Source organism: Streptomyces sp. NPDC092370 (assembly GCF_044755265.1).
GTDB lineage: Bacteria > Actinomycetota > Actinomycetes > Streptomycetales > Streptomycetaceae > Streptomyces.
This window is the reverse complement of sequence record NZ_JBIVQO010000012.1, coordinates 133,666-151,326: the sequence shown is the minus strand read 5'-3', so window position 1 is coordinate 151,326 and position 17,661 is coordinate 133,666. Positions and strand designations below refer to the sequence as shown.

The following is a 17,661-nucleotide window of genomic DNA, read 5'->3' as shown; positions in this document are numbered from 1 at the left end:
TAATCCTACGATCACCCGTCTGACCACGGCCCGCACGGAAACGCCACCATTCGCCACCCCATCGAATGAACTCCTGTACACCTGGGCGCGATTCACTTGACAGAGCACAACCGGAGCGGGTGCAGCGGCGCACTCGGGGGCGCGCACCGCCGGGCACGCAACCCTGAACACATCCGGGCGCCGAATGAACCGACCGCCACCGGGAAGGCGGAAACAGAGAGTCACGCATCGCGTCCGCAGCGTAACCACCGGTGCGTCGGACCCGTTGGAGGGGGCATGGGCTTCACGATCGGCATCAGCCGGGGCATGCGCGACATCCGGTCCGGCTCACGCCGCCGCGGCCGCACGTCGGACGCCACGGCCGTGGCCGAGTACACAGGGCTGTGGGGCTGGGACGTGGTGCCGGGAGCCCGGGCCTCGGCGGGCGCCTGCTCCTGCGGCCGCGGCGACTGCCCGGCGCCGGGCGCGCACCCGCTGGACTTCGCGCCGGTGCTCGCCGCCGGCGCCACGCTGGACGACGTGACCGAGATCTGGGGCGAGTTCCCCGGCGCCTCGGTGATGCTGCCGGTGGGCCGGGCGTTCGACGTCATCGAGGTGGCGGAGCCCGCCGGCTGCCGCGCTCTGGCCCGGCTGGAGCGCATGGGCCTGCCCGTCGGCCCGGTCGCGGCGACCCCGGACGGCCGCGCGCACTTCTTCGTCGCCCCCGGCGCCGCCGCCGATCTGCCCGGCCTCCTCTACCGCATGGGCTGGGACGACCCGCACTCCCTCGACCTGCGCGGCCTCGGCCCCGGCGCGCACATCACGGCACCGCCGTCCGACCGCGGGGGCCTCGGCCAGGTGCGCTGGCTGCGCTCCCCCGCCCTGGACTCGGCGTCCCGCCCGCCGGAAGCCCGCCTGGTGCTGGGCACACTGGCGTATGTGGCCCACCGGTCGCGGGCCTGACCGCGCCGCGGACGTACATGGCGAAGCGCCCGTACCCGACTGCATCTCGGGACGGGCGCTTCTGTGACGCGCGGATCGCGCGGTACGGCTGAGGGGAGCTCACTCCCCGATAAGGGCGTCGACGAAGGCCTCCGGCTCGAACGGCGCCAGGTCGTCCGCGCCCTCGCCGAGCCCGATGAGCTTGACCGGGACGCCCAGCTCGCGCTGGACCGCGACCACGATGCCGCCCTTGGCCGTGCCGTCGAGCTTGGTGAGCACGATGCCGGTGATGTTGACGACCTCGGAGAAGACCCGCGCCTGGACCAGGCCGTTCTGGCCGGTGGTGGCGTCCAGGACGAGCAGCACCTCGTCGACCGGGGCCTGCTTCTCCACGACCCGCTTGACCTTGCCGAGCTCGTCCATGAGGCCGGTCTTGGTGTGCAGACGGCCGGCGGTGTCGATGAGCACGACGTTCGCGCCCATCTCCTTGCCCTCCTTGACCGCGTCGAACGCCACGGAGGCCGGGTCGCCGCCCTCGGGTCCGCGCACGGTGTGGGCGCCGACGCGCTCGCCCCAGGTCTGCAGCTGATCGGCCGCGGCGGCCCGGAAGGTGTCGGCGGCGCCGAGGACGACGCTCTGACCGTCGGCCACCAGGACACGGGCGAGCTTGCCGGTGGTGGTGGTCTTGCCGGTGCCGTTGACGCCGACGACCATGACGATGCCCGGCTTGCGGTCCTCCGGCTCGGTCTTGACCGCGCGGTCCATGTCGCGGCCGACCAGCGTGATCAGCTCCTCGCGGAGCAGGGTGCGCAGTTCCTCGGTGGTGCGGGTGCCGAGCACCTTCACGCGCTCGCGCAGCCGCTCGACCAGCTCCTGGGTGGGCTGCACGCCGACGTCGGCGGTGAGCAGCGTGTCCTCGATCTCCTCCCAGGTGTCCTCGTCGAGGTGCTCGCGCGACAGCAGGGTGAGCAGTCCCTTGCCGAGGGCGTTCTGCGAGCGGGAGAGCCGGGTCCGCAGCCGGACCAGGCGGCCGGCGGTGGGTTCCGGAATCTCGATCGCGGGAGCTTCGGCGGGCGGCTCCTCGACTACGACCGGGGCCGAGCCGTCCGGGAGATCCACCTCCTCTATCGTGCGCCGCGGTTCCTCCCGCGGCGTCTCGGCCTCGTCGCCGACGTGCGGCTCGGCCGGTGGGGCGGTGATGTCGGGCGCGGCGGGCGGGGGCGGGGGCAGCTGCTTCTTGCGCCGGCTGCCGACGATGAGCCCGCCGAGCGCGCCGATCACGACCACGGCGATGACTACAGCAAGGATGACGATGTCCATAACGCGTCCAGTATCAGCCATGGGGCCCCGGGGCACCCTGCTCGCACCGCCCCGGAACGCCGCGGGCCGCCGGATCTCCACACCCCTGGATATCTGACACATCGTCAGCTAGCGTCCCCCGGACACCCGCCCGGCGGAGGGAGACGCCCCATGCCCGTCACGGTCGCACGCTTCAACCTCGTCGCTCCCGGGGCCGGCCCCGCCGAGCTCGGCGCCAGGTACCGGGCGGCCCTGGAGATGGCCGCGTACGCCGACGACCGGGGCGTCACGACGGTGCAGACGGAGGAGCACCACGGGGCGGACAACAACTGGCTGCCGTCGCCGTTCGCCTTCGCGGGGGCGGTCTTCGGCGCCACCCGGCGCGTCGCGGTCACCGTCTCGGCGATCATCGGCCCGCTACACGACCCGCTGCGGCTGGCCGAGGAGATGGCCGTGCTGGACCTGCTGAGCAGCGGCCGGCTGGTGACGGTCGCCGGCATCGGGTACCGGCCGCAGGAGTACGACCTGTTCGGCGTGGACTTCGCCCGGCGCGGCGCACTCCAGGACGAGTTGCTGGAGACCCTGCTGAAGGCGTGGACCGGCGAACCCTTCTCCTACCGGGGCCGCACGGTGCGCATCACCCCGCGCCCTTTCACCGCACCGCACCCGCCGCTCCTGGTCGGCGGCTCCTCCAGGGCCGCCGCGCGCCGGGCCGCCCGGCTCGGTCTGCCCTTCTTCCCGAGCGCGCATCTGCCGGAGCTGGCGGCGTACTACAAGGAGCTGCTCGTCGAGTACGGCACCGAGGGCTGGGTCATGATGCCCGCCGCCGAGACAGCGCTGCTGCACGTGGCCGAGGACCCGGACCGGGCCTGGGCGCGGTACGGCCGGCATTTCCTGCACGAGGCGCGGACGTACGCCTCCTGGCAGTCGGGCGCGGTGCGCTCCGCCGTGAAGTCGGCCGCCACGACCGTGGAGGACCTGCGCGCGGAGGGCGTCTACCGGATCCTCACCCCGGACGCGTGCGTGGCGCTGGGACTGGACTCCTATGTCCTGCATCCGCTGGCGGGCGGGATGCCGGTGGAGGAGGGGTGGCGCAGTCTGCGGCTCTTCTGCGAGCAGGTGCTGCCGCGGCTGGGGAGCTGAACGCTCACGGATGTCCGGTGGCCGGCCGGGGCGCCCTCGGTGATCCGCTGACGCCATGTGTCTCTCGGCCGACGTGTTCCTGCGCGAGCCGGACGGACAACGGCGGATACTCGACGCCCCCGAGGGGCGCGACGACTCGGCCGGGTTCGAGTCCTGGCACCGCCGGTGCGCGCTGGGTGGCCCGGTTCTTGCCGGTGGCGGTCGACTACGACCTGGAGGTCGGGACGTGGCGGAGTTCCTGCGCGAGGCCGGCGCCGCTGCGCGATCGCCTCGATGCCGTCGTCGCGAGTACAGGACGCCCGCGGGGGTTCGCCGAGCACCGGGAAGGGCTGGTGCGTCGCCCGGAACCCGGAGGTGGCCCCCTGCGCGCCCGGGTGATCGGGGGCGGTGTCCTCGTCTGGTGACGCGACGGACCACCGCCCCGGCGCGGGCAGTGGCCGAGCCGGGGCGGTGGCGGGTCACGGGGAGAGGGGCAGCGGGGACTTTGGCCCTTCTCCCCGAGTCGGGGGAACGGGTCAGCCCATCTCCTCCAGGGCCTTGCCCTTGGTCTCCTTCACGAACTTCAGGACGAACGGGATCGACAGCGCGGCGAAGGCGGTGTAGATCACGTAGGTCACGGAGAGGTTCCAGTCGGCCAGCGACGGGAAGCTCGCGGTGATGGCCCAGTTGGCGATCCACTGCGCGGCGGCGGCCACACCCAGCGCGGCGGCACGGATCCGGTTCGGGAACATCTCGCCGAGCATGACCCAGACGACCACGCCCCAGGACAGGGCGAAGAAGAGGACGAAGATGTGCGCGGCGATCAGGGCGATCCAGCCCTGCGCGGCCGGCAGCTTGCCGTCGACGAGGTGGTACGAGAACGCCCAGGCCTCCAGGGCGAGGCCGACGACCATGCCGACCGATCCGATGATCGCGAGGGGCCTGCGTCCGATGCGGTCGACGAAGATCATCGCGATGACGGTGCCGAGGATGTTGATGATCGACGTGGTGAAGGAGTAGAAGAACGAGTCCGTCGGGTCGACCCCGACCGACTGCCACAGCGTCGAGGAGTAGTAGAACGCGACGTTGATGCCGACGAACTGCTGGAAGACCGACAGGCCGATGCCGATCCAGACGATCGGCTTGAAGAAGAAGCTGCCGCCGAGCAGGTCCTTGAAGCTCGACTTGTGCTCGCTCTTCATGGCGCCCTCGATCTCGGCGACACGGGCGTCGAGGTCCACGTCCTTGCCCTCGACCTCGGTGAGGATCTCCCGGGCGCGCTCGTACTTGCCGACGGAGATCAGGAAGCGCGGGGACTCGGGGATGGCGAAGGAGAGCAGTCCGTAGAGGACGGCCGGGACGACCATGACGCCGAGCATGACCTGCCAGGCCTCCAGGCCCATCAGCTTGCCGCGCTGGTCACCGTCGGCGGCGTTCAGCAGACCCCAGTTGACCAGCTGCGAGACGGCGATGCCGATGACGATCGCGGCCTGCTGGAAGGAGCCGAGCCGGCCGCGGTAGGCGGGCGGGGCGACCTCGGCGATGTAGGCCGGGCCGATCACGGAGGCCATGCCGATGGCGAAGCCGCCCACGACGCGCCAGAAGGCGAGGTCCCACAGCGCGAAGGGCAGCGCGGAGCCGATGGCGCTGATCGTGAAGAGAACCGCGGCGATCTGCATGCACCGGATACGGCCGATGCGGTCGGCTATGCGGCCGGCGGTGGCGGCGCCGACGGCGCAGCCGATGAGGGCGATGGCGATGACCTGGGCCAGGGCTGCGGAGCCGACGTCGTAGCGGCCGCGGATGGCCTCGACGGCGCCGTTGATCACGGAGCTGTCGTAGCCGAAGAGGAAACCGCCCATGGCGGCAGCCGCGGCGATGAAGATGACGTGCCCGAGATGATCGGGGTGAGCCGTCCTGGCTCCTGACTTGGGTGCCTGCGCTGTGCTGGTCACGTGTACTCCTCGGGCCACCGGCAACGCTGCCGGAGGGGATCAGCCCTTCGAGGTGCCACCTGAAGGTACCTGAAGGTAAAAGGAACGTTGCCGAGACTATGTCTTCAAGTTTCGAAGTCAATAGTCGACTGCAGGGAATCCGATGCAGGAGTGTGTCAGCTATGTGTTCAAGAAATGAAGTCACCGAGGAGTCGCAGGTGGGGCCGGTGTACCGCCCATGCATCTAGCGAAGGCGTTGGCTGATGACCTTCGACACACCGTCGCCCTGCATGGAGACGCCGTAGAGCGCGTCGGCGACCTCCATCGTGCGCTTCTGGTGAGTGATCACGATCAGCTGGGAGGCTTCCTGGAGCTCCTGCATGATCCGGATGAGCCGCTGGAGGTTGGTGTCGTCGAGGGCGGCCTCGACCTCGTCCATGACGTAGAACGGGCTGGGCCGCGCCTTGAAGATCGACACGAGCATCGCCACCGCCGTCAGCGACCGCTCCCCGCCCGAGAGCAGTGACAGCCGCTTGACCTTCTTGCCCGGCGGCCGCGCCTCGACATCCACGCCCGTGGTGAGCATGTTGTCGGGGTCGGTCAGCACCAACCGCCCCTCACCACCGGGGAACAGCCGGCTGAAGACGCCCTCGAACTCCCGGGCCGTGTCGCGGTAGGCCTCGGTGAAGACCTGCTCGACGCGCTCGTCGACCTCCCTCACCACCTGCAGGAGGTCCGCTCGCGTCTTCTTCAGGTCCTCGAGCTGCTCGCTGAGGAACTGGTGGCGTTCCTCCAGCGCCGCGAACTCCTCCAAGGCGAGCGGATTCACCTTGCCGAGCTGCTGGTAGGCACGCTCGGCGGCCTTGAGACGCTTCTCCTGCTCGGCCCGGAGATACGGCCGGGGCCGGTTGCGCGGGTGCTCCGGGTCCTCCGGCAGCTCCTCGCCCTCGGCGGGGGGCGAGGGCGGCACGAGCTGGCGCGGCCCGTACTCCGCCACCAGTCCGGCCGGTTCGACACCCAGCTCCTCCAGCGCCTTGGTCTCCAGCTGCTCGATGCGCAGCCGCTTCTCGGCGCCGAGTACCTCGCCGCGATGGACCGAATCCGTCAACTTGTCGAGCTCGGCCTTGAGGTCGCGTCCCTCGGTGCGGGCACGGACGAGCTCCTGCTCCCGGCGGGCCTTGGCGGCCTCGGCGGCGGTGCGCTCCTCGTCGGCCCGGGCGAGGGAGACCTCGACGTGCGCGAGCAGTTGCCGGGCGCCCGAGCCGACGGCTTCGGCGACGGCCGCCTCGTGCCGCAGCCGGGCCCGCCGCTGCTCGGCACGCGCGCGTGCCTCGCGCTCCGCGCGGGCTGCCCGGTCCAGGGAGTCGGCCCGGCCCGCCAGGCCCTTGACCCGTTCCTCGTGCGTACGGACCTGGAGGCGTGCCTCCATCTCGGTCTGGCGGGCGTTGGCACCGTCGGCCGCGAGCCGGTCCCGTGCGGAGGTGTCGGGCTCCTCCTCGATCGGCATCTCCTCGGCGACGGCGAGCCGCTCGGCGAGTTCCTCGACCTCCTGGAGCGCCTTGTCGAGGGCCTCCTGCGCCCGGGCCGCGGCGGCGGCGGACCGCTCGGCCTCTCCCGCCGCCCCGCGGGCCTGTCCGGCGAGGCGGCCGAGCTGCTGGGCGACGGACGACTTCTCCCGGTCGGCGGCCCGGCGCCGCTCCCCCAGTTCCTCGACCCGCGCGGCACACTCCGTGCGGCGTTCGACGGCCGTGTGCTGGGCCTCGGTGAGCTCCTCGCAGCGGACCGCCAGCTCTTCGAGCTCGGCGGCGGCCTCGTCGACGGAGGCCTGGACCTCCAGGAGGCTCGGGGCGCCGGCGGAGCCGCCGTGGGCGAAATGCGCGCCCAGGAGGTCGCCCTCGGCGGTGACGGCGGTGAGGCCGGGGTGGGCGTAGACGAGGTCTTCGGCGTCTTCGAGGGTGCTGACGACGACGATGCCGCGAAGGAGGCGGCGGACGGCCGGCATGAGGTCACAAGGGCCGCGGACCAGGTCCGCGGCGAAGGTGTGACCGGCGTCCGCGGGCCCGTCGGGGCCCGCCGCGCCTGCGGGGTGAGTGTCTCCCGCCAGGAGCAGTGTCGCCCGGCCTCCGTCCTGTTTGCGCAGGAGTCTGATCGCGTCCGCGGCCGATGCCGGGCTCGTCACCGCGATGGCGTCCGCCGCCGCCCCGAACGCCGCGGCCAGGGCGACCTCGTGCCCCGGGGTCACCGTGAGGAGTTCCGCCGCCGGGCCGAGCAGGCCGGAGAGGCGGTCCTTCGCCGCGAGCAGTATCCCGGTGCCGTCCTTGCGGCGCAGACCGAGTGCCAGGGTTTCGTGACGGGCCTGGGTGGCGGCCCGCTTGCGTTCCGCCGCCGTGGCGTCCTCGCGCGCTGCCGTGAGGGCGGCCTCGGCCTCGGCCAGCCGCTGCTTCGCCGCCTCGTGCAGCTCGGAGAGCTCCGCGTCGCCGGCGTCGAGGCCGTCGACCTCGGCCTTGAGCGCCTCGTACTCCTCCTGGGCGGCGACGGCACGTTCCTGCGCCTCGTCGCGCGCGGCGGCCAGGCGTTCGATCTCGGCCTGGGCGGAGGCCGCGCGCGAGCGGGCGGCGTTGACCTGGCCGCCGAGCCGGGCCAGGCCCTCACGCCGGTCGGCGATGGCGCGGGCGGCGTCCTTCAGACGCCGTTCCTCCTGGGTGAGCGCGCGTTCCAGCTCGGCGCGGTGGGCGACCGTGTCCTCCAAGGCGCGTTCGGCCGCCTCCAGGGCCGCTTCCAGCTCGGCCTCCTGCTCACGGATGCGGGCGGCCTCACGCTCCATGTCCTCGGGGTCGCGTCCGCGCCGCTCCTCGGGGGGCGCGGAGGTGGCGCTCTTCACCCGGGCGTCGGCCAGCGAGATCGTGCCGCGCACCCGCTCGGCGAGCTGGGAGAGCTCGTACCAGGTCTGCTGGGCCCGCTGGAGACGCGGCGTGAGCTGCCGGACCTCGTCCTCCAGGAGGGCCTCGCGCCGGAGCGCCTTGCGCAGCTCCTGCTCCGCGGACTCCTTGCGCTCCTTCAGCGCGGCCTCGTCGGCGACCTCGGCGTCGAGGGCTTCCCGGAGCCGTACGAGGTCGTCGGCGAGGAGGCGCAGGCGGGCGTCGCGCAGGTCGGCCTGGATGACGGCGGCCCTGCGGGCGACGGCGGCCTGGCGGCCGAGCGGCTTGAGCTGGCGTCGGAGTTCGTCGGTGAGGTCCTGCACGCGGGCGAGGTTGGCCTGCATCGCGTCCAGTTTGCGCAGCGCCTTCTCCTTGCGCTTGCGGTGCTTGAGGACGCCGGCGGCCTCCTCGATGAAGGCGCGGCGGCCCATGGGGTCGGCGTGCAGCACGGAGTCGAGCTGGCCCTGCCCGACGATCACGTGCATCTCGCGGCCGATGCCGGAGTCGGAGAGGAGTTCCTGGATGTCGAGCAGACGGCAGGTGTCGCCGTTGATCTGGTATTCGCTGCCGCCGTTGCGGAACATGATCCGCGTGATGGTGACCTCGGCGTACTCGATGGGCAGGGCCCCGTCGGAGTTGTCGATGGTCAAGGACACCTCGGCACGGCCCAGCGGGGGGCGGCCGGTGGTGCCGGCGAAGATGACGTCCTCCATCTTGCCGCCGCGCAGCGACTTGGCGCCCTGCTCGCCCATGACCCAGCTGAGCGCGTCGACGACGTTGGACTTGCCCGAGCCGTTCGGTCCGACGACGCACGTGATCCCCGGCTCGAACCGGAGGGTGGTCGCAGAGGCGAACGACTTGAACCCGCGGAGGGTCAGGGCCTTGAGGTGCACGCCGCCGGACTCTACCGCCCGGGTCGGTCTCACTCCATGAACCCGCGGTTTCGCCGCTGAACACGCAGGGCACATCAGACGTTAAAGACGGTGAAGGATGCGGGGGCAAGAAAGAAGGGACGCCGACAGGGCGTCCCTTGCACTTCTGACAACTAGGTGGTTGTGACGGGCGGCCCAACCACTGCTGTGCTGTTGTGGAGCGATGCAGTGATCAGGTGAGCGCAGGCTCCGCCTGGTGTGCGTCAACGCTCTCCAGGATCCTGTCGTGAGAAGCGGCAGCCGTCAGCGCTTCGTTCTCGGCCTGGATTCGTCCGAGCTCGGATTCCAGGTCCTGGACGCGCTGCTGGAGCCGTCGCATCTCGGCGAGGAGTCGCGGGTCGGAGCCGCCGACGTAACCGAGAAGCGCCTTTGCCATGATGGATGGTCCTCCACAATGCGTGACCGACCGCTGCGGTGTGGGTCGTGAGGGATTCGCACCCGCGGTTTTGGCAGGGCCTGGAGTTGTACTGCCGTTCAGCCATGCCAAACAGCTAAGGTGCGCGGGGCTTTCAGCGTCTCACCAAAAAGTTTGACGGTCAACACGATCACGCCCCGTATTGGGGGCGACCCGGGCACGGACGGCCTGGAACGGCCGTACTGCGGCTTCTGCGGGGCCCTCGGGGCGTGGCGATCATCCTTGCGTGTGGAGCGGGCCAAGGCAAGCGGTTCTGGCAATCACCAGGGAGTTTTCGTTCGGGGCGGTCGTCCGCGAGCCGTTAGCGGGCGGCCTCGGCAACCGCCCGGCGCGGGTGATCACCGGATGGCGAAGCCGTCATAACCGCCGCGAGGTGTGTCCCAGATCTCGGTGACGCCGTCCACGCGGCCGGGCGTGTCGTCACTCCGGAGCCACTCCAGCAGGCCTTCACAGCCCTGGCGCCCACCCTCGGCGACCACCTGGACCCGCCCGTCGCCCAAATTGAGAGCAAAACCACTCAGGCCGCCGATCTCCAATGCCTTGGCCCGCGTGAACCAGCGGAAACCCACACCTTGGACGCGTCCGCGCACCCAGGCGACCAATCGCACATCCTCGCTCATGACTGCAACCTAACCGCCCATTCTCCCTCCGGGCACTTCGTCCCCTTGCGTCATGCGGTACCGTCCCCCCTCAACGAATCTCATATGAAACTCACACAATCGAGTGAGTTTGGTGTTGATCTCGAGGACGAGTCGACCGCCAGGACGAGGAAGGCCAGGACATGGGACGCCACCGACGCTCCGACGCCGGCCGCGCCGCCACGGGCCGCGCCACGGGAACCACCCACGCCGACGGCTTCGCGGAGGGCCACGATCCGCTGTACTCCGGCGCGGACGACGCCCCGACGATGGGCATCGCTCCCTATCTGAACCCGGAGGCGTACGCCCACGCGAAGAGCGAGGCCTACCTGTTCGGGGCGGAGGCTGCCGCCGCGGGTGACCGCTACGGAGACACGGCCGTCTTCGCGAGCGAGGGCTTCACGCCCGACGGCGGCGCCCGGCGCGCGGGTTCGCACCGCCGCCGCAAGAAGACCGCCCGGCCCATGCGCACCGGACTGCTCGGTGTCTCCGCCGCCGTCGCCCTCGGTACGGTCGCGGTCGCCACGGGCGCCGTACCCGGTCTCGAGAACTACCAGCTCGGCGGCAACGGCGGGGCCGACAAGGTGCAGGCAGGGGACACCCCGACCAACACCCCAATCGAGCAGGGCGGCACCTCCGGCAGCGCCGAAAGCCGCGACGAGGCGTCCCCCAGCCGGAACGCCGAGCGTGCCGGCTCGCCGTCGCCGTCCGCCTCGAAGTCGTCGGCAGCGCCGACGAAGACGCCGGAGAAGCCGGAGAAGACGCCGGAGAAGACTCCGGAGAAGAAGAAGCCGGCGGCCACCCCGAGCCAGACGCCGGACGACACGCCCTCGCGCACGGCCACGAAGGCACCGAGGAAGCCCAGCGCTTCCGCCGCCCTGTCCGGAGAGTCCGCCGCCGCGGCCCAGGTCCTCAGCCTCGTGAACGAGGAGCGGGCCAAGGTGGGCTGCAGCCCGGTCGCCGCCAACAGCGCCCTGACCGGCCTGGCCCAGAGCTACAGCGAGGACATGGCCGCGCGGGGCTTCTTCGACCACACCGACCCGGACGGGCGCACGCCCTGGAACCGGGCCGAGAAGGCCGGGATATCCAACCTGGGCGGTGAGAACATCGCCCGCGGCCAGGCCGACGCCGCGGCCGTGATGGACGCCTGGATGAACAGCCCCGGCCACCGCGCGAACATACTGAACTGCGACTTCAAGACGCTGGGCGTCGGTGTCGAGCTCGGCTCGGGCGGCCCCTGGTGGACCCAGAACTTCGGCTACTAGGCTTCTCGGCCGTGCTCAGGCGGCGGCCAGGCCCTTGAGGAACACCCTGGCCGTCTCCGTCACGCGGCGGCCCAGATGCTCGGCGGTGGCGATGTCGGCCTTGTGGACGGCGTCCGGGCCCTCGTCGGCGTTGGTCTGAGCGGCCGCGCCCAGGAAGACGCCGAGACGGTTCAGGTCGTGCTCGGAGCCGGTGCTGCTGTTCCAGCCCGGGAGCAGACCGAGGCTGACCCAGTGCATGCCGAGCTGCGCGGCGAGGATCTGGAAGTACTGCAGGGTGTGCAGCTTGTCGCCGCTCTTGGACGCGGAGTTGGTGAAGCCCGCGGCCAGCTTGTCCTTCCAGGCCTGGGTGGCCCAGCGCTTGGAGGTGGCCTCCGCGAAGGCGTGGAAGGCGCCGGACGCGGTGCCCATGTAGGTCGGCGATCCGAACACGATGGCGTCCGAGCGGTCGAGGATCGCCCACTGCTCCTCGGTGATCTCGTCGACCTTGATCAGATGGACCTCGGCACCGGCCTCGACGGCACCGGCACGGACGGCCTCGGCGATCACGGCGGTATGGCCGTAGCCGGAGTGGTAGGCGAGGGAGACAACAGGGGTGGTCACGTGAGTACTCCTGGAGTAGGCAGGTCGCTGACGATGAACAAAGGAAAGCACTAACTTTTGGTTAGTGCAACCTTCTGGTTAGCGCTGTGCTGACGTAGGCTGGGCATATGACCACCACCCAGGAGCTCACCGAGGGGCTGGACGACCTCCCGTACAACGTGTTCGCCAAGGCCTGTCCGTCGCGCGGCACGCTGGAGCACATCACGGGCCGCTGGGGCGGCCTCACGCTCGGCGCCCTGTACGAGGGCTCGCTGCGCTTCAACGAGCTGCGCCGCCGCGTCGACGGGGTGAGCGAGAAGATGCTGTCCCAGACCCTGCACGCCCTGGAGCGCGACGGCCTGGTCCACCGCGAGGCCCAGCCCACCAACCCACCCCGTGTGGACTACGAACTGACACCGCTGGGGCGCGCCGTGGCCGAACGCCTGCTCGCCCTCATCCACTTCGTGGAGGGCAACATGGACGATGTCCTGGCCGCGCGCGAGCGGTACGACTCCGCTAGGAAGTGATCCGCGGCGGCCGCTGGCATTTCGGGCAGAAGTAGCTCGACCGGTTCATCCAGGGCCGCCGCCGCATGGGCGTGCCGCAGCGCCGGCAGGGCAGACCCTCACGGCCGTACGCGTCGAGCGACCGGTCGAAGTAGCCGGACTCGCCGTTGACGTTGACGTACAGGCTGTCGAAGCTGGTGCCACCCACCGCGAGGGCGGCGTTCATCACGTCTCGCACATGACCCAGGAGAAGCAGGGTGCGCGGGCGGGTGAAGGTCGCGGTCGGGCGCTCGTAGTGGATGCGGGCGCGCCACAGCGCCTCGTCCGCGTAGATGTTGCCGACGCCGCTGATCAGCGACTGGTCGAGCAGGGCGCGCTTGATCGTGGACCGCTTGCGGCGCAGCGCCTGGTGGAAGGCCTCGTCGTCGAAGAGCTCGTCGAGCGGGTCGCGGGCGATGTGCGCGATGACGTCGGGCAGGCCCTCGGGGGAGTTCTCGTGCAGCGACAGACCGCCGAAGGTCCGCTGGTCGACGAAGCGGAGTTCGGTGTCCAGCGCGTCGGTGAATCGGACCCGGATGCGCAGGTGCTTCTCGTCCGGGGCCGTGTGCGGCTGGACCAGGAGCTGGCCGCTCATGCCGAGGTGGGCGAGGACCGACTGGTCCGTGTCCTCCAGGGGTAGCCACAGGTACTTGCCGCGACGGCTGGGGACGCCGACGCGGTGGCCCTTCAGACGGTGCGCGAAGTCGTCGGCGCCCGCGAGGTGGCGGCGCACCGCACGCGGGTGCAGCACCTCGGCCTCGGCGACGGTCCGGTGGGCGACCCACCGCTCGAGACCGCGCCGTACGACCTCGACCTCGGGCAACTCGGGCATGGGGGTCCCCCGTCACAAGCCTGTGGATGACGCGAGCGCCCGCCCCGGGCAGGGGCGGGCGCTCGGGTGCGCTGTACTCATACCGCCCGGTGCAGGGCGGCGGCGGTCAGCCGTCGACGGCGGCGTCGACGGCTTCGTGGGCGGCCTGAGCGGCTGCCGTCTGCGTCGCCTGCGCGGCCTTCGCCGCCTTGGCGCGCTCGTCCGCCGCGGCCCGGATGGACCGCCATGCGGACTCGGCGGCCTGCTGCTCCGCCTCCTTCTTGCTGCGGCCGGTGCCGGTGCCGTACGAGACGCCTCCGACGCGGGCGGCAGCAGTGAAGGTCTTCTCGTGATCGGGGCCGGTCTCCGTGACCAGGTACTCGGGAACACCGAGCCCCTCGGTCGCGGTGAGCTCCTGGAGACTGGTCTTCCAGTCCAGGCCGGCTCCGAGGTTCGAGGACTTCTCGATCAGGGGGTCGAACAGGCGGTGCACGAGCTCCGCCGCCGAGTCCAGGCCCTGGTCGAGGTAGACCGCGCCGATCACCGCTTCGAGGGTGTCGGCGAGGATGGACGCCTTGTCCCGGCCGCCCGTGCCCTCTTCACCCCGGCCGAGCCGGATGAAGGAGCCCAGGTCGAGCCCGCGGCCCACTTCGGCGAGTGCACGCGAGTTGACCACCGCGGCCCGCAGTTTGGCCAGTTGGCCTTCCGGCAGGTCGGGGTGGGTGCGGTACAGCGTGTCCGTGACCACGAGGCCGAGGACGGAGTCCCCGAGGAACTCCAGGCGCTCGTTGGTCGGCAGACCGCCGTTCTCGTATGCGTACGACCGGTGGGTCAGTGCGCGCACCAGAAGGGCGGACTCGAGCTTGTAGCCGAGCCGCCCTTCCAGAAGCGTGTGGGACGAGGCCTGGTTGTTGTCCGCCGGAGCACTCCCGCTCACACGGGAAGACTTGTTCTTAGGCGTGGACACAGTGCCTCTCACCAGCCGCTCAGACCTCGAGGACCTGGCGCTTGTTGTAGGTGCCGCACGACGGGCACGCGATGTGCTGCAGCTTGGGCTCGTGGCAGCGCTCGCACGCAACCAGGGTGGGGACCGCAGCCTTCCACTGCGACCGGCGGTGGCGCGTGTTGCTGCGCGACATCTTCCGCTTCGGAACAGCCACGGCTACTTCTCCTGCTTCTCGTCGACGCCCGCTTCGGCGCCGCTCATCTCGTCCTTCTCGCCGTCCTTCATGGTGCCGGCGAGTCCCTGCAATGCCGCCCAACGGATGTCGACGGCGTCGTGGTGGTGGTCCGGGTCGTCCGCCAGCCGCGCGCCGCATTCGGCGCACAGACCCGGGCAGTCTTCCTGGCACACCGGCTGCATCGGCAGTGAGAGCACCACCGCGTCACGCAGCACGGGCTCGAGGTCGAACAAGCCGTCCTCGAGGAAGAGCCTGTCCTCGTCATCCTCGGCGTCGTCGCCCGGTTCCGCGATCACGCGGCCCCGGTCGTCGGCGTCAGGGTACGAGAACATCTCCTGGAACTCCGCTTCGAGCTCCTGCTCGAGCGGCTCCAGACACCTTACGCACTCCCCTTCGGCCGCGGCACGGGCGGTGCCTGTGACGAGCACCCCTTCCATGACCGACTCCAGGCGGAGTTCGAGCTCCACCGGGGCGCCTTCCGGCACTCCGATGACTCCCTTGAGACCGAGGTCCCTGGGAGCGTCGACCGTGCGGGTCAGGCGCTGGAGCGCACCAGGCCGCCGGCCCAGCTCGTGCGTGTCGAACACGAGGGGGTTGCGGTGGTCGAGGCGGGCGTTCAGAGCCATTCCTGCTTTCGATCTGTCACTCGGGGAGCCGCCGCCCTGCGGTGTCCCGGGCAGCGTTGATCGCGGACGTACGCGCGACCGAAGAGCCAGGATACTGGACCTTTCGCTGTCGTCCCAATCCGGTGCTCAGCCCTGGCCGCGGCCCTGCTCGTAGGCGCGCAGCTGCTCGGCGCTGATCATGCCGGTGTCGAAGAGACTGGTCTCGTCGAGGGCGTACCCCTGCTGGGCCTGCTGCGCCTGCTGCTGGGACTGGTGCGGGTCATAGGCGGCCTGCTGGGGGTCGTAGCCCTGGTAGGCGTAGGGGTCGGCCTGCGGATAGCCGTACTGGTCCTGCTGGGCGGCGTAGGCCTGCTGCGGGTACCCCGCGTACGGGTCGGGCTGCTGCTGGGCGGGGGCGTACGCCGGCTGCGGCTGCGCGTACTCCTCCTGCGGCCCGGGCCGCTCGGCCAAGGGCTTTTCCGCGAGGGCGGCCAGGTCGGCGAGGTAGTCGGCGTCGCTGGAGTGCTGGATGGTGCTCGCGTCGTGGGCGAGGGCGCCGAGGTCGTCGGTGGCGATCCGGCCGTGCAGCTTCTGCCGGCCGCGGCCGACCGCCTCCAGGGTCTTGGCGAGGACCGCCTCGAAGGCGCCGAGCTTGACGTCGACGTACTCGTCGGCGCTGCGGCGCTGGGTCTGCGGGTCGTGGCTGCGCTCGGGGGCGTCCTCGTCCTCGTAGCCCTGCTCGTCCGTGCCGGGGCCGGTGCCCAGGAGCTTCTCGCGGCCGCGGCCGACGGAACCCAGGGTCTTGGTGAGGACGACCTCGAAGTTGGCGAGCTTGGAATCGACGTATTCGTCGGCCTCGGCGCGGATCTCCTCGGCCTCCTGACGGGCCTCGGCGAGGATCCGGTCGGCCTCGGCCTGGGAGCGGCGGGCGATCTCGGTGCCGGAGATCAGCGAGCCGCGCTCGGCGTGCGCGCTCTCGATGATCCGCTGAGCCTCCTGGCGGGCCTGCTCGACCATCTGCTCACGGCCGCCGATCAGCTCCTGCGCCTGGGCGAGGGAGTCGGGCAGGGCCGCGCGCACCTCTTCCAGCATCGCGAGCAGGTCGGCGCGGTTGACCACGCACGAGGCCGACATGGGCATGGACCGGGCGCCGGAGACCGCGGAGACGATCTCGTCGAGCTTCTTCTGCACGTCCACCGTGTGCTCGCCACTCTCTACAGATGCGTTGGAGACGGACGGGACGACTGTACGGCCATGAGGTCGCCTCGGGACACCGGGTGACGGGCAGTCGGGACCCCGCGGGAGGGCCGGGGCGCCCTCAGCCCTTCCTCAGGCGCTCGGTGAGCTCCTGGAGGACCTCCGCCGGGACCAGGTGGGAGACGTCACCGCCCCAGGTCGCGACTTCCTTGACCAGGGAGGACGACAGGAAGCTGTAGGTGGGGTTGGTGGGGATGAAGAGGGTCTCCACGCCCGAGAGGCCGTTGTTCATCTGGGCCATCTGCAGCTCGTAGTCGAAGTCGCTGACCGCGCGCAGGCCCTTGACGATGGCGGGGATCTCGCGCTGCTTGCAGAAGTCGACGAGCAGGCCGTGGAAGGCCTCCACGCGGACGTTGCCGTACTCGGCGGTGACCCGGCGGATCAGGTCGATCCGCTCATCGATCTCGAACAGGCCCTTCTTGGCCTGGTTGATCATCACCGCGACGTAGACCTCGTCGTACAGCCTGGAGGCGCGGGAGATGATGTCGAGGTGTCCGTTGGTGATCGGGTCGAACGACCCGGGACAGACGGCGCGGCGCACTTGTGATCCCTCGCTCTCCGGTCCGGTCATCGTGCGTCTTCGCACGTAGAGGCGGCGCGACCGTACCAAAACGTTCCCTCGCCGTAGCGACGGGCCCGGAGGGGTTCGAAACCCCCGGGCCACCGGAATTCACCGCCTCTGGTGCTGCGCTCCACGGTGACGAGGGCATCCTCGGTGAGCCAGCCCTCCGTGCGGAGTGTGAGGAGGATCTCCCGAAGATCGTCGTCCGCGACGGCGTACGGCGGGTCGAGGAAGACGAGGTCGTACGGGTCACCGGGGGGTGGCGTGCGGATGATCTGTTCCGCTTTGCCTGATCTGACCTCCGCGCCGGGGAGCCCGAGGCTCTGCACGTTCTCGCGGACCGTGCGGACGGCTTTGGCATCGGCCTCCACCAGGAGGGCGTGGCCGGCCCCCCGGGAGAGTGCCTCCAGGCCCACGGCCCCCGAGCCCGCGTAGAGGTCGAGGACGCGTTCGCCTTCCAGAGGGCCGCCGAGGAGCGACTGCCAGGTGGAGAAGAGGCCCTCCCGGGCCCGGTCGGAGGTGGGGCGGGTTCCTGTCCCCGGCGGAACGGCCAGGCGGCGTCCGCCGGCCCGGCCGGCGATCACGCGGGTCATCTGTGGTCCTTGGTCGTGGGTCGCATCTAGGTTCAGTGTGGCTGGTCGCGCCCGCGCGGCGGTAGCCGCATGAGGAGTACGGGC

The 17,661-nt window shown here is 70.9% G+C and carries 17 protein-coding genes; 4 read left to right on the top strand and 13 right to left on the bottom strand.

Annotation, left to right across the window (positions count from 1 at the left end):
• The first annotated feature begins 276 nt into the window (after positions 1–276).
• Positions 277–942, top strand: coding sequence for a bifunctional DNA primase/polymerase (locus ACIQHQ_RS30360; RefSeq protein WP_402617803.1), 666 nt, complete (start codon positions 277–279; stop codon positions 940–942).
• 99 nt (positions 943–1,041) lie between these two features.
• Here ACIQHQ_RS30360 and ftsY read toward each other — a convergent pair whose 3' ends face one another.
• Positions 1,042–2,241, bottom strand: a complete 1,200-nt coding sequence (ftsY, locus tag ACIQHQ_RS30355) for a signal recognition particle-docking protein FtsY (RefSeq protein ID WP_402618064.1) — start codon at positions 2,239–2,241, stop codon at positions 1,042–1,044.
• Positions 2,242–2,391: 150 nt separating this feature from the next.
• On the opposite strand from ftsY, the gene ACIQHQ_RS30350 reads away from it, so the two are divergent.
• Positions 2,392–3,363 carry an LLM class flavin-dependent oxidoreductase gene (locus ACIQHQ_RS30350; RefSeq protein ID WP_402617801.1) on the top strand — a complete coding sequence of 324 codons (972 nt, stop codon included), beginning with the start codon at positions 2,392–2,394 and terminating at the stop codon, positions 3,361–3,363.
• Positions 3,364–3,878: 515 nt separating this feature from the next.
• Here ACIQHQ_RS30350 and ACIQHQ_RS30345 read toward each other — a convergent pair.
• The 4 genes from ACIQHQ_RS30345 to ACIQHQ_RS30330 form a co-directional block, all read right to left on the bottom strand.
• The gene (locus ACIQHQ_RS30345) at positions 3,879–5,297 is read right to left on the bottom strand and encodes a sugar porter family MFS transporter (protein WP_402617799.1); all 1,419 of its coding nucleotides are present in this window, start codon (positions 5,295–5,297) and stop codon (positions 3,879–3,881) included.
• Between the two features lie 223 nt (positions 5,298–5,520).
• On the bottom strand, positions 5,521–9,087 hold the full coding sequence (gene smc, locus ACIQHQ_RS30340) for a chromosome segregation protein SMC (RefSeq protein ID WP_402617796.1): 3,567 nt from the start codon (positions 9,085–9,087) through the stop codon (positions 5,521–5,523).
• A 211-nt stretch (positions 9,088–9,298) separates the two neighbouring features.
• Positions 9,299–9,502 carry a hypothetical protein gene (locus tag ACIQHQ_RS30335; RefSeq protein ID WP_402617793.1) on the bottom strand — a complete coding sequence of 68 codons (204 nt, stop codon included), beginning with the start codon at positions 9,500–9,502 and terminating at the stop codon, positions 9,299–9,301.
• A gap of 377 nt (positions 9,503–9,879) precedes the next feature.
• The gene (locus ACIQHQ_RS30330; RefSeq protein WP_402617790.1) at positions 9,880–10,161 is read right to left on the bottom strand and encodes an acylphosphatase; all 282 of its coding nucleotides are present in this window, start codon (positions 10,159–10,161) and stop codon (positions 9,880–9,882) included.
• Between the two features lie 161 nt (positions 10,162–10,322).
• On the opposite strand from ACIQHQ_RS30330, the gene ACIQHQ_RS30325 reads away from it, so the two are divergent.
• The gene (locus tag ACIQHQ_RS30325; protein WP_402617787.1) at positions 10,323–11,444 is read left to right on the top strand and encodes a CAP domain-containing protein; all 1,122 of its coding nucleotides are present in this window, start codon (positions 10,323–10,325) and stop codon (positions 11,442–11,444) included.
• 15 nt (positions 11,445–11,459) lie between these two features.
• On the opposite strand, the gene ACIQHQ_RS30320 is transcribed toward ACIQHQ_RS30325, so the two are convergent.
• Positions 11,460–12,044, bottom strand: a complete 585-nt coding sequence (locus ACIQHQ_RS30320) for a flavodoxin family protein (RefSeq protein ID WP_402617784.1) — start codon at positions 12,042–12,044, stop codon at positions 11,460–11,462.
• A gap of 107 nt (positions 12,045–12,151) precedes the next feature.
• On the opposite strand from ACIQHQ_RS30320, the gene ACIQHQ_RS30315 reads away from it, so the two are divergent.
• Positions 12,152–12,550, top strand: a complete 399-nt coding sequence (locus ACIQHQ_RS30315; RefSeq protein WP_402617781.1) for a winged helix-turn-helix transcriptional regulator — start codon at positions 12,152–12,154, stop codon at positions 12,548–12,550.
• Here the strand turns inward: ACIQHQ_RS30315 and mutM are convergent.
• The 7 genes from mutM to rsmD all read right to left on the bottom strand — a co-directional run bounded on the left by mutM (position 12,540) and on the right by rsmD (position 17,577).
• Positions 12,540–13,400 carry a bifunctional DNA-formamidopyrimidine glycosylase/DNA-(apurinic or apyrimidinic site) lyase gene (gene mutM / locus ACIQHQ_RS30310; protein ID WP_402617778.1) on the bottom strand — a complete coding sequence of 287 codons (861 nt, stop codon included), beginning with the start codon at positions 13,398–13,400 and terminating at the stop codon, positions 12,540–12,542. The two genes, ACIQHQ_RS30315 and mutM, sit on opposite strands and share 11 nt — an antisense overlap.
• 106 nt (positions 13,401–13,506) lie before the next feature.
• Complete coding sequence (gene rnc, locus ACIQHQ_RS30305) at positions 13,507–14,358, bottom strand: ribonuclease III (RefSeq protein WP_402617775.1); 852 nt, start codon at positions 14,356–14,358, stop codon at positions 13,507–13,509.
• A gap of 7 nt (positions 14,359–14,365) precedes the next feature.
• Entirely contained in the window at positions 14,366–14,539 is a 174-nt protein-coding gene (gene rpmF, locus ACIQHQ_RS30300; protein ID WP_007493396.1) for a 50S ribosomal protein L32, read from the bottom strand.
• 2 nt (positions 14,540–14,541) lie between these two features.
• Positions 14,542–15,186 carry a YceD family protein gene (locus ACIQHQ_RS30295; protein WP_402617772.1) on the bottom strand — a complete coding sequence of 215 codons (645 nt, stop codon included), beginning with the start codon at positions 15,184–15,186 and terminating at the stop codon, positions 14,542–14,544.
• A gap of 126 nt (positions 15,187–15,312) precedes the next feature.
• The gene (locus tag ACIQHQ_RS30290) at positions 15,313–16,362 is read right to left on the bottom strand and encodes an ATP synthase F0 subunit B (protein ID WP_402617769.1); all 1,050 of its coding nucleotides are present in this window, start codon (positions 16,360–16,362) and stop codon (positions 15,313–15,315) included.
• Positions 16,363–16,483: 121 nt separating this feature from the next.
• Positions 16,484–16,963, bottom strand: coding sequence for a pantetheine-phosphate adenylyltransferase (gene coaD, locus ACIQHQ_RS30285; RefSeq protein WP_402618060.1), 480 nt, complete (start codon positions 16,961–16,963; stop codon positions 16,484–16,486).
• A gap of 26 nt (positions 16,964–16,989) precedes the next feature.
• Positions 16,990–17,577, bottom strand: coding sequence for a 16S rRNA (guanine(966)-N(2))-methyltransferase RsmD (rsmD, locus tag ACIQHQ_RS30280; RefSeq protein WP_402617766.1), 588 nt, complete (start codon positions 17,575–17,577; stop codon positions 16,990–16,992).
• Positions 17,578–17,661 lie beyond the last annotated feature (84 nt).

What these genes read in the sequence shown, in the direction of transcription:
- ACIQHQ_RS30360 (WP_402617803.1), top strand. Translation starts at nt 277, where the DNA reads ATGGGCTTCACGATCGGCATCAGCCGGGGCATGCGCGACATCCGGTCC.
- ftsY (WP_402618064.1), bottom strand. Translation starts at nt 2,241, where the DNA reads ATGGACATCGTCATCCTTGCTGTAGTCATCGCCGTGGTCGTGATCGGC.
- ACIQHQ_RS30350 (WP_402617801.1), top strand. Translation starts at nt 2,392, where the DNA reads ATGCCCGTCACGGTCGCACGCTTCAACCTCGTCGCTCCCGGGGCCGGC.
- ACIQHQ_RS30335 (WP_402617793.1), bottom strand. Translation starts at nt 9,502, where the DNA reads ATGGCAAAGGCGCTTCTCGGTTACGTCGGCGGCTCCGACCCGCGACTC.
- ACIQHQ_RS30330 (WP_402617790.1), bottom strand. Translation starts at nt 10,161, where the DNA reads ATGAGCGAGGATGTGCGATTGGTCGCCTGGGTGCGCGGACGCGTCCAA.
- ACIQHQ_RS30325 (WP_402617787.1), top strand. Translation starts at nt 10,323, where the DNA reads ATGGGACGCCACCGACGCTCCGACGCCGGCCGCGCCGCCACGGGCCGC.
- ACIQHQ_RS30315 (WP_402617781.1), top strand. Translation starts at nt 12,152, where the DNA reads ATGACCACCACCCAGGAGCTCACCGAGGGGCTGGACGACCTCCCGTAC.
- mutM (WP_402617778.1), bottom strand. Translation starts at nt 13,400, where the DNA reads ATGCCCGAGTTGCCCGAGGTCGAGGTCGTACGGCGCGGTCTCGAGCGG.
- ACIQHQ_RS30295 (WP_402617772.1), bottom strand. Translation starts at nt 15,186, where the DNA reads ATGGCTCTGAACGCCCGCCTCGACCACCGCAACCCCCTCGTGTTCGAC.
- rsmD (WP_402617766.1), bottom strand. Translation starts at nt 17,577, where the DNA reads ATGACCCGCGTGATCGCCGGCCGGGCCGGCGGACGCCGCCTGGCCGTT.